Source organism: Streptococcus oralis, from assembly GCF_001588645.1.
GTDB lineage: Bacteria > Bacillota > Bacilli > Lactobacillales > Streptococcaceae > Streptococcus > Streptococcus oralis_AB.
The window spans coordinates 127,273-138,206 of the sequence record NZ_LAYF01000001.1 but is presented as its reverse complement, the minus strand read 5'-3'; the positions used below and the strand labels follow the sequence as shown (position 1 = coordinate 138,206).

The window sequence follows — 10,934 nt, the reverse complement described above, 5'->3', positions numbered from 1 at the left end:
ATTTAGACAGAGGGGGTGAAAAAAATGTCGGGACTTAAAAAAATACTAATCGTGATAGGTTCTGTAATTGTTTTAGTTACTGGCTTGAATCTTTATTTTCAGTATCAAAATCACCAAGAATATTTGCAATTAAAAACCTCCTTTGAAGAGAGGGACAATATAGTCGTCTTACAACGTTTAATGGCATCAGAAAAATATGCACCTGACATCCGTAAAGCGGGCTATGTCGTTCCTCCCGATGGAGCTATTCGCTTGGATGGAGGAATTGACTCCATAGAGATAAAAGGAGACATCGATTTGGATATCTCAAATCCGGGACGGAATGGGGTTACTGTTTATTTTAGAATAGAGATAGATGGTAAAATAACTAGCGTACTCTATGAATTGGATAAGAACTTTGATTTAGTTTCTAGCGCCTATTTTCAAATAAATGAAAAAAATATAAATGAGAGAGTGAACATCTCTCAATCCGAAGAAGAGCGCCTATTGAACATTGTTCAAAAAGAGCTTGAGGCTTTCATGGAAAAGATGTATCAAACCTTGTATGGATAGTTTACCAGAGAAAGAAGCTTCTTGTTCACCGCAATGCTGTATGAACAACGGGGTGTGTTGAGGGATTTTACTAGAAAAAGATACCGTAGATGAGATACAAAAAAATTACCCAAGTACTTATAATTTCATTCGAAATATTGAAACAGGGAATCAAGAGTTGAAAAAGATGAGGTAATTAGATGAAGAAGAGAAAATTTGCAATTTTTTCGTTGCTAATAGTTCTATTAATATCTTTCTCTGGTTTTCAGTACTATAAATATCAGAGAGTTCACAATATTTTTGATGAAATCTACTACGAAGAAAGTGATTATCACAATTATACATTTCTCTGGAAAGGACGAGCATTTTATAAGTTAAAAGGGTTAAAAATTATCGATAATGGTTCTCAAGATTTATATAAACATGCTATTGATTATAAAAGTGTAGACTTACCAAATACTATTCATTCTCTAGGTTATTATTTTTATTTTAATTTTCAGGGTATGACAGAAGTTAACCAGGAGATGCGTTTGAGACTGCCAGATACAGAGACAACCATAAATGTAGATTACCTGTACGATGTAAACAATCAGCAATTAGAACGATTTATGTGGTACTATGATGATGAGAGTACAGGATATTTTCAGCAGTCTCAAGTAGAAGCCTTTCTAACGGAGCATGGAAAGACTGTCGATGAGATTCGCAAAGAAGCAGATGAAATACTCCGTCACAAAGTCTTGGCAGACTGGACTTCCATATATGCCAGTCGCTTTAGCCCAGATAATTGGGGAGAAGTGAGTGTTAAGGATGTCTGGAAGAAAGAATGACAAACGAAACGACGAGGTAATAGTTTTATAAAGGCAGGTTGCCATGACAGAGTTTTTAAGAATATTTTATTTTATTCGATAGCTTTGGCCTGTTTTCTTTTGGTGTGACGAAAGAAACTCCCTATACTATCACCATCACCAATGTAGACGACAAGCCAGCTTACTTTGAAGTTCAAGTTGTGGATCGGTAAAATTTCAGCTCTCAAATGAGGGCTTTTTTAGATTCAAGTTTCAAAAAAGAAGCAAATATGATATACTAAAGAACGAGTATTCTATTAGAATTGGAACAAATAATATGAAACAAACGATTATTCTTTTATACGGTGGACGCAGTGCAGAACGTGAAGTGTCTGTATTGTCAGCTGAAAGTGTCATGCGTGCGGTCAACTACGACCGTTTCACAGTCAAGACTTTCTTCATCAGCCAGTCAGGTGACTTTATCAAAACACAGGAATTTAGCCAGACTCCAGGTCAAGAAGACCGTCTCATGACCAATGCGACTATTGACTGGGACAAGAAAATCGCGCCAAGTGCCATCTATGAAGAAGGTGCAGTGGTCTTTCCAGTTCTTCATGGTCCGATGGGAGAAGATGGCTCTATTCAAGGATTTCTTGAAGTTTTGAAAATGCCTTATGTCGGCTGCAATATCTTGTCATCCAGTCTTGCCATGGATAAAATCACGACCAAGCGTGTCTTAGAATCTGCAGGGATTGCCCAAGTTCCTTATGTGGCCATCGTCGAAGGTGATGATGTGACTGCTAAAATCGCTGAAGTTGAAGCAAAATTGACTTATCCAGTCTTCACGAAGCCGTCAAACATGGGTTCAAGTGTCGGTATTTCTAAGTCTGAAAATCAAGAAGAACTCCGCCAAGCTTTGGAACTTGCCTTCCAATATGACAGCCGTGTCTTGGTAGAGCAAGGGGTGAATGCCCGTGAAATCGAGGTTGGTCTCTTGGGCAACTACGATGTGAAGAGCACTTTGCCAGGTGAAGTGGTCAAGGATGTTGCCTTTTATGACTATGATGCCAAGTATATTGACAACAAGATTACCATGGACATCCCAGCCAAGATTAGTGATGATGCGGTAGCTGTCATGCGTCATAATGCAGAAACAGCCTTCCGTGCGATTGGTGGCCTCGGTCTGTCTCGTTGTGATTTCTTCTATACAGATAAGGGCGAGATTTTCCTAAACGAGCTTAATACCATGCCAGGTTTTACCCAGTGGTCTATGTATCCACTGCTTTGGGACAATATGGGAATCAGCTACCCAGAACTAATCGAGCATTTGGTTGACCTTGCTAAGCAAAGTTTTGACAAGCGCGAAGCGCATTTGCTATAAAAATGAAAGAGAGGGTAGAAGCCAGAACTATCACTGCAAGGTGAGTCGAGTTCTCGGACTTCAACCCTTTTTAAAGGAGTAGAAATGAAATTAACAATCCATGAAGTTGCCCAAGCTGTTGGAGCTAAAAATGATGTTAGTCTTTTTGCGGACGTTCAGTTAGAAAAAGCTGAGTTTGACAGTCGTTTGATTGGGACAGGTGATTTGTTTGTGCCACTCAAAGGTGCGCGTGATGGTCATGACTTTATCGAAACAGCTTTTGAAAATGGTGCAGCAGTAACCTTGTCTGAGAAAGAGGTTGCAAATCATCCTTACATTCTAGTAGACGACGTTTTGACTGCCTTTCAAACCCTCGCAGCCTACTATCTTGAAAAAACGGCAGTTGATGTCTTTGCCGTTACGGGTTCAAATGGAAAAACGACGACCAAGGATATGTTGGCACATTTATTGTCAACAACCTACAAGACCTACAAAACTCAGGGCAATTACAATAACGAAATTGGTCTTCCTTACACAGTTCTTCATATGCCAGATGATACTGAAAAGTTGGTCTTGGAAATGGGACAGGATCACCTAGGAGATATCCATCTTTTGTCTGAATTGGCTCATCCTAAGACAGCCATTGTGACCTTGGTTGGAGAGGCTCATTTGGCCTTTTTCAAAGACCGTTCGGAGATTGCTAAAGGGAAAATGCAAATTGCTGATGGTATGGCACCAGGTTCTTTGCTTTTGGCACCAGCTGACCCGATTGTAGAGGACTACTTGCCTACAGATAAAAAAGTGATCCGTTTTGGGCAAGGAGCTGAGTTAGAAGTCACAGACTTGATTGAGCGCAAGGATAGTCTGACCTTTAAGGCTAATTTTTTGGAACAAGCCCTCGATTTGCCAGTGACAGGTAAGTACAATGCCACCAATGCTATGATTGCTGCTTATGTGGCTCTACAAGAAGGAGTGTCAGAGGAGCAAATTCATCAGGCCTTCCAAAATCTGGAATTGACGCGTAACCGTACTGAGTGGAAGAAGGCAGCCAATGGAGCAGATATTCTGTCTGACGTATACAATGCCAATCCAACTGCTATGAAGTTGATTTTGGAGACATTCTCTGCCATTCCAGCTAATGAAGGGGGCAAGAAAATCGCTGTCTTAGCAGACATGAAGGAACTTGGTGACCAGTCTGTTCAGCTCCATAACCAGATGATTTTGAGCCTCTCACCAGATGTGCTGGATACCGTGATTTTCTATGGAGAAGATATTGCAGAATTGGCTCAACTTGCCAGTCAAATGTTTCCAATCGGCCACGTTTTCTACTTCAAGAAAACAGCTGACGAGGACCAATTTGAAGACCTAGTCAAGCAGGTTAAGGAAAGCCTCGGTGCCAATGACCAAATTTTGCTCAAAGGCTCTAACTCCATGAATCTAGCCAAGTTGGTAGAAAGTTTAGAAAATGAATGCAAGTGATTTTGCCAAGTATCTGCAAAGAATGCTAGCCATTACGGATACTGGATTAACCTTTACAAAAGATCCTTTCGACCGTGAGCGTTACGAGGACTTGCGAAGCCTGTTATCTGAAATGTTGAATCAGGGTTCAGACCTCGATGCAGAAGAAGTGGCAGAAGTCATGAAACCGACTTCCGCTTATGCAACTCCTCTGATAGACGTCCGTGCTTGGATTGTTGAGGATGAAAAAGTCTGTTTAGTTAGAGGAAAAGGGGAGGATAGTTGGGCTTTGCCAGGTGGTTTTGGTGAAGTTGGCTATTCTCCAACCGAAAATATTCTTAAAGAAATTGAAGAAGAAACCGGTTTTACAGCAAAAGCTGAAAGATTACTTGCAGTTTTTGATACCAATCGTTTCCAACTACAGAGCAAACAATATGCAAAGTTTGTCTTTGAATGTCAACTTCTTGACGGACAATTTCAAGAAAATCAAGAAATTGCTGAACTTCAATTTTTCGCCATTGACCAATTGCCAGTCTTATCTGAAAAACGCATCACCAAGGAGCAAATGGAGATTCTTTGGCAAGTTTATAAAGGACAAAGAGACCAATATCTTGACTGAGAAGATTATTATCGTATTTCTGAATTCATTTTTTTCTATTGGCATGGTATAATATGTGAGAAGATTTTGAAATATGATGAGGAATATTAAATGAATTTATGGGATATTTTCTTTACAACGCAAGCGACAGAACCACCTCAATTTGACCTTGTCTGGTATGTAAGTTTATTTTCGTTATTAGCGTTGACCTTCTACACTTCTTATCGCTATTACGATAAAAAAGTCTATCAACGTTTTTTCCAAATTTTACAAGCTGTCCAGTTGATTCTTCTCTATAGTTGGTACTGGGGAAATCACATGCCGCTGTCAGAAAGTTTACCATTTTATCATTGTCGTATGGCGATGTTTGTAGTGCTATTACTTCCTGGTAAGTCAATGTACAAGCAATATTTTTCTCTACTTGGAATCTTTGGAACGCTTGCGGCTTTTGTGTATCCAGTACCCGATGCCTATCCTTTTCCCCACATAGCCATCCTGTCTTTTATTTTTGGTCACCTAGCTCTTCTAGGAAATTCTTTGGTTTATTTATTTAGACACTATGACCCTCGATTATTGGATGTTAAGAGGATTGTTTTATTAACCTTCTCACTTAATGCTCTGATTTTTGTGGTTAATTTAGTGACTGGAGGAGATTATGGATTCTTGACAAAGCCACCATTGGTTGGTGATCATGGCTTAGTGGCCAATTATCTGATTGTGTCGCTGGTATTAGCTACAGCTATTAGTTTGACTAAGAAAGTATTAGAAGTTTTTTTAGAGCAGAAAGCAGAAAAAATACTTGTGAAGAAAGCTTAAATTTAAGCTTTCTTTTTTTGTAAAAAACGATACTTTTTTAAAGTAAGGCTGTTAAGATAAAAAAATAGGAATAAAATAGTGAAAAATGACTAGGAATTTTATCAAAAACTAAGCACGATTGGATTTTTTGTGTTATAATATTCTTTGAATAGCTATGCCCAAACATAGTTATTAAATAGAAGTGAGAAACTTGGAAGACAGAGAGGATGCGATGTAATGACTAGAGATGGTTTTTTTACAGGCTTAGATATCGGAACTAGCTCGATTAAAGTGCTAGTAGCTGAGCATAGAGATGGCGAAGTAAATGTAATTGGTGTAAGTAATGCCAAAAGTAAAGGTGTAAAAGACGGAATTATTGTTGATATTGAAGCAGCTGCTTCAGCAATCAAATCTGCAATCACACAGGCAGAAGAGAAAGCGGGTATTTCTATTAAGTCTGTTAACGTTGGCCTTCCAGCAAACCTCTTGCAGGTTGAACCAACACAAGGAATGATTCCTGTAACTTCAGATACCAAAGAAATCACAGATCAAGATGTTGAAAATGTTGTCAAATCAGCTTTGACAAAGAGCATGACTCCTGACCGTGAAGTGATTACCTTTATTCCAGAAGAATTCATCGTGGATGGTTTCCAAGGAATTCGTGACCCTCGTGGTATGATGGGTGTCCGCTTGGAAATGCGTGGTCTGCTTTACACAGGTCCTCGTACAATTCTACACAATCTTCGTAAGACAGTTGAGCGTGTAGGTATTCATGTTGATAATGTGATTATTTCACCTTTGGCAATCGTGAACTCCGTTCTCAATGAAGGCGAACGTGAATTTGGTGCGACTGTCATTGACATGGGTGGAGGTCAGACTACTGTAGCGACTATCCGTAACCAAGAATTGCAGTTCACTAACATCTACCAAGAAGGTGGAGATTACGTTACTAAAGACATTTCTAAAGTCTTGAAAACTTCTCAAAAAATTGCAGAAAGTTTGAAACTGAACTATGGTGAAGCTTACGTTCCACTTGCAAGTAACGAAACTTTCCAAGTTGAAGTAATTGGTGAAGTAGAACCTGTTGAAGTAACCGAAAGCTACTTGGCAGAAATTATCTCAGCACGCATCAAACATATCTTCGACCAAATCAAACAAGAGTTGGAAAGAAGACACTTGTTAGATTTGCCAGGAGGTATCGTCCTTATCGGTGGAAATGCAATTTTGCCAGGAATTGTTGAATTAGCCCAAGAAGTATTTGGTGTTCGCGTAAAACTCTATGTACCAAATCAAGTTGGAATTCGCAACCCTGCATTTGCGCACGTGATTAGCTTGTCTGAGTTTGCTGGTAAATTGACTGAAGTCAATCTTCTTGCACAAAAAGCAGTTAAAGGAGATGAATTCCTTCGTCAAAAACCAATCAATTTTGGCATTCCAAATCAACGTTTGAATCCAGTAGCGCAACCAAGTCCAGCACAAGCAGCTCCAGCTGAAACTGTACAGGAAGCTCCAGTTGCTCCGAAGGAAGAATTCCAAGCAAGTTCTCAAAGTAAACCGAAGCTAACAGAACGTTTCCGTGGTTTGATCGGAAGCATGTTTGATGAATAAAAGAGGATAAGAAATTATGACATTTTCATTTGATACAGCAGCAGCTCAAGGCGCAGTTATTAAGGTAATTGGTGTCGGTGGTGGTGGTGGTAACGCCATCAACCGCATGGTTGACGAAGGTGTTGCTGGTGTAGAATTTATCGCAGCCAACACTGATGTACAAGCCCTTAGCAGTACGAAAGCAGAAACCGTTATCCAACTTGGTCCAAAATTGACTCGTGGTTTGGGTGCTGGAGGACGTCCAGAAGTTGGACGTAAAGCTGCAGAAGAAAGTGAAGAAGCTTTGACGGAAGCTATCACTGGAGCGGACATGGTCTTTATCACTGCAGGTATGGGTGGTGGATCTGGTACAGGTGCAGCCCCTGTTATTGCACGTATCGCTAAAGATCTTGGTGCTCTTACAGTTGGTGTTGTGACACGTCCTTTCGGATTTGAAGGAAGCAAACGTGGTCAGTACGCTGTAGAAGGAATCAACGAACTTCGCGAGCATGTTGATACTTTGTTGATTATCTCTAATAACAACTTGCTTGAAATTGTTGATAAGAAAACGCCACTTCTTGAAGCTCTTAGCGAAGCAGATAACGTTCTTCGCCAAGGTGTTCAAGGGATCACTGACTTGATCACGAACCCAGGATTGATTAACCTTGACTTTGCTGACGTGAAAACTGTAATGGCAAACAAAGGAAATGCTCTTATGGGTATCGGTATCGGTAGTGGTGAAGAACGCGTTGTTGAAGCGGCTCGTAAAGCAATTTACTCTCCACTTCTTGAAACAACTATCGATGGTGCAGAGGATGTCATCGTCAACGTTACTGGTGGTCTTGACTTGACCTTGATTGAAGCAGAAGAAGCTTCAGAAATTGTCAACCAAGCAGCTGGCCAAGGTGTAAACATCTGGCTTGGAACTTCAATTGACGAAAGCATGAAAGATGAAATCCGTGTTACAGTTGTAGCGACAGGTGTTCGTCAAGAGCGAGTGGAAAAAGTAGTTGGAGCTCGTAACAACCAACCAGTTGGACGTCCATCAACTAAAGCTCCTCAAGCACACACATTTGACCGTCAATTCGACTTGGAAGAGACAGCAGAATTGCCTAAATCAAGCCCACGTCGCTTTGAAACAAACCAAGCGTCTGCTTTTGGAGACTGGGACTTGCGTCGTGAGTCAATTGTTCGCCAAACAGATCCAGTTGTTTCACCGGTAGAACGCTTCGAAACACCAGTTTCACAAGATGAAGATGAATTGGATACACCTCCATTCTTCAAAAATCGTTAATCAATGAATTTGAAAAAAAATACTGAATTAGTTTTTCAGCAAATAGCTGATGCTAGTCAAGAAGCCAACCGTGCTCTAGATGCTGTTTCAGTAATCGCAGTGACAAAGTATGTAGATGTACAAACAGCGGAAGCCTTGCTTCCGCTTGGTGTCCGTCATATAGGTGAAAATCGAGTTGATAAATTTTTAGAAAAATATCAGGCCTTGAAAGATTACCCAGTTACTTGGCATTTAATAGGAACACTACAGAGACGGAAAGTGAAAGAAGTAATCCCATATGTGGATTACTTTCATGCTTTAGATTCCCTTAAGTTAGCCCAGGAAATTCAAAAGAGAACAGATCATGTTATCAAGTGTTTCTTGCAGGTCAATATTTCTGGGGAAGAAAGCAAGCATGGGTTTTCAAAAGAAGAATTGCTAGAACTTTTGCCAGAATTGGCTAAGTTAGATCAGATTGAGTATGTTGGTTTAATGACCATGGCTCCTTTTGAGGCAGACAGTGATGAATTGAAAGAAATTTTCAAGGATACGCAGGCTCTGCAAGCAGAAATTAGAGAAAAACAAATCCCTAATATGCCGATGACAGAGCTAAGCATGGGAATGAGTCGTGATTTTAAAGAAGCGATTCAGTTCGGCTCAACCTTTGTTCGAATCGGTACAGCATTTTTTAAATAGGAGAGAGCTATGTCTTTAAAAGATAGATTCGATAAATTTATAGATTATTTTACAGAAGACGGAGAAGAAACGACTAACTACCAGACTCAACAAGAGGAAACAGTTAGCCCAGCCATCTCATCTTCTAAAGAATTACCAGCACCTGCTCAGTCAGGATCAGCAAAAGATGCAAATATTACTCGTCTTCATGCGCGTCAGCAAGAATTGGCAATGCAAAGCCATCGTTCAGATGAGAAAGTGACAATCGACGTTCGCTATCCAAGAAAATATGAAGATGCAACTGAAATTGTAGATTTGTTGGCTGGCAATGAAAGTATTTTGATTGACTTCCAATACATGACAGAGGTACAAGCCCGTCGTTGCCTTGATTACTTGGACGGAGCCCGCCATGTCTTAGCTGGGAATATGAAAAAAGTTGCGAGTACGATGTATCTATTGACGCCTGTCAACGTTGTCGTGAATATTGAAGATATCAAACTTCCAGATGAATCACAAAGCGCTGAGTTTGGTTTTGATATTAAACGAAATAGAGCAAGATAATGATTTTCTTAATCCGTTTAATCCAAAATGCGGTTAGCATTTATTCCATCATTCTCGTTGCATTTGCTCTTCTTTCATGGTTTCCAAATGCCTATGAAAGCCAACTAGGTCGCTTAGTTATCAGACTTGCTCGCCCAGTTATTGAGCCACTTCGTAAGCTCAATCTACAATTTGCTGGTCTTGATTTTACGGTTTGGGCAGCGCTGATTTTGATTCAGTTTGTTGGAAATCTCTTAACACGACTAGTCCTATTACTATGACAGTAAATCGAGCCATTTATCAGCATTTTTCCCAAGATGATATTCCCTTTATTGATAAGGGGTTAGAGTGGATCAAGCGGGTAGAAGATACCTATGCGCCGGTACTTACTCCTTTTATCAATCCCCATCAGGAACAGATCTTGAGGGTGCTAGCTGGGACATATGGACTGGGTTGCCAAAGTAGTGGTGATTTTCTTCCGACAGAGTCGGTTCGAGTTCTTCTCTATCCAGATTACTTTGAACCGGAGATATCAGACTTTGAAATGGCCTTGTTGGAAATTTGCTATCCGAGTAAGTTTGAGCAACTGAGTCATGGAAAAATATTGGGAACAATCATCAACCAACTAGGGATTGACCGGAAATTATTTGGTGATATCTTGGTAGATGAAAAGAGAGCACAGATTTTTGTCAATCGTGATTTCATTCCTCTTTTTCAGGATGGAATAAGAAAGATTGGCAGACTTCCTGTATCGCTGGAGGAACGTCCTTTTACCGATAGGATTTTGTCTAAAATTGATTATAGAGAACGAGAAATTTTAGTTTCGAGTTTTCGATTGGATGCCCTCTTATCAAGTGCCTTGAAATTATCTAGAAATCAAACTAGCCAACTGATTGAGAAAAAATCTGTCCAGGTAAATTATCATGTGATTGAAAAATCTGATTACCAGGTTGCAGTTGGAGATTTGATCAGTGTGAGAAAGTTTGGTCGTTTGAAAGTTGTCAAAGACAATGGTCAGACCAAAAAGGATAAGAAAAAACTAACAGTCCGGCTACTTTTAAGCAAGTGAGAAGAAATATGTCGATTACACCACAAGAAATAAGTGATAAAGCTTTCTCAAGAACATTCAGAGGCTACAATCAGGAAGAAGTTGACCTCTTTCTTGATAAGATTTACTTTGAATTAGAGGAGATGATTCGATACAAAGATGAAACTGAACTCTATATCAAAAAACTAGAAGAACGTCTTTCCTATTATACGAATGATATTCCTAAGAGAACAGTAACAAGCGAGCAAGAACCAGAAGCAATTAATGATTCTATTTTTTATTAA

The 10,934-nt window shown here is 39.8% G+C and carries 13 protein-coding genes; all 13 read left to right on the top strand.

Annotated features, from left to right (window positions below; genetic code table 11):
• Window positions 1–24: 24 nt before the first annotated feature.
• The 13 genes from A0739_RS00570 to A0739_RS00510 all read left to right on the top strand — a co-directional run bounded on the left by A0739_RS00570 (window position 25) and on the right by A0739_RS00510 (window position 10,934).
• Window positions 25–552, top strand: a complete 528-nt coding sequence (locus A0739_RS00570) for a hypothetical protein (RefSeq protein ID WP_061586709.1) — start codon at window positions 25–27, stop codon at window positions 550–552.
• Between the two features lie 179 nt (window positions 553–731).
• Window positions 732–1,358 (top strand): TipC family immunity protein, encoded by a 627-nt coding sequence (locus A0739_RS00565; RefSeq protein ID WP_061586708.1) that lies wholly within the window; start codon window positions 732–734, stop codon window positions 1,356–1,358.
• 295 nt (window positions 1,359–1,653) lie between these two features.
• Complete coding sequence (locus tag A0739_RS00560; RefSeq protein WP_061586707.1) at window positions 1,654–2,697, top strand: D-alanine--D-alanine ligase; 1,044 nt, start codon at window positions 1,654–1,656, stop codon at window positions 2,695–2,697.
• Window positions 2,698–2,781: 84 nt separating this feature from the next.
• Entirely contained in the window at window positions 2,782–4,155 is a 1,374-nt protein-coding gene (locus A0739_RS00555) for a UDP-N-acetylmuramoyl-tripeptide--D-alanyl-D-alanine ligase (protein ID WP_061586706.1), read from the top strand.
• Window positions 4,142–4,753 (top strand): NUDIX hydrolase N-terminal domain-containing protein, encoded by a 612-nt coding sequence (locus A0739_RS00550; RefSeq protein ID WP_061586705.1) that lies wholly within the window; start codon window positions 4,142–4,144, stop codon window positions 4,751–4,753. Before A0739_RS00555 ends, A0739_RS00550 begins: the two co-directional genes overlap by 14 nt.
• Before the next feature lie 90 nt (window positions 4,754–4,843).
• A complete protein-coding gene (locus A0739_RS00545) occupies window positions 4,844–5,548 on the top strand; it encodes a YwaF family protein (protein WP_061586704.1) in 705 nt (234 codons plus the stop codon).
• Window positions 5,549–5,764: 216 nt separating this feature from the next.
• Window positions 5,765–7,135 (top strand): cell division protein FtsA, encoded by a 1,371-nt coding sequence (ftsA, locus tag A0739_RS00540; protein ID WP_000196345.1) that lies wholly within the window; start codon window positions 5,765–5,767, stop codon window positions 7,133–7,135.
• Window positions 7,136–7,151: 16 nt separating this feature from the next.
• Window positions 7,152–8,408, top strand: a complete 1,257-nt coding sequence (gene ftsZ, locus A0739_RS00535; protein WP_000144261.1) for a cell division protein FtsZ — start codon at window positions 7,152–7,154, stop codon at window positions 8,406–8,408.
• Window positions 8,409–8,411: 3 nt separating this feature from the next.
• Window positions 8,412–9,083 (top strand): YggS family pyridoxal phosphate-dependent enzyme, encoded by a 672-nt coding sequence (locus A0739_RS00530; protein WP_001049616.1) that lies wholly within the window; start codon window positions 8,412–8,414, stop codon window positions 9,081–9,083.
• 9 nt (window positions 9,084–9,092) lie between these two features.
• Window positions 9,093–9,623 carry a cell division protein SepF gene (locus A0739_RS00525; RefSeq protein WP_000053367.1) on the top strand — a complete coding sequence of 177 codons (531 nt, stop codon included), beginning with the start codon at window positions 9,093–9,095 and terminating at the stop codon, window positions 9,621–9,623.
• Complete coding sequence (locus A0739_RS00520; protein ID WP_000576501.1) at window positions 9,623–9,883, top strand: YggT family protein; 261 nt, start codon at window positions 9,623–9,625, stop codon at window positions 9,881–9,883. The genes A0739_RS00525 and A0739_RS00520 overlap by 1 nt, the downstream gene beginning before the upstream one ends.
• Window positions 9,880–10,671, top strand: coding sequence for a YlmH family RNA-binding protein (locus A0739_RS00515; protein ID WP_033630074.1), 792 nt, complete (start codon window positions 9,880–9,882; stop codon window positions 10,669–10,671). Before A0739_RS00520 ends, A0739_RS00515 begins: the two co-directional genes overlap by 4 nt.
• 8 nt (window positions 10,672–10,679) lie before the next feature.
• Window positions 10,680–10,934 carry a DivIVA domain-containing protein gene (locus tag A0739_RS00510; protein WP_000028988.1) on the top strand — a complete coding sequence of 85 codons (255 nt, stop codon included), beginning with the start codon at window positions 10,680–10,682 and terminating at the stop codon, window positions 10,932–10,934.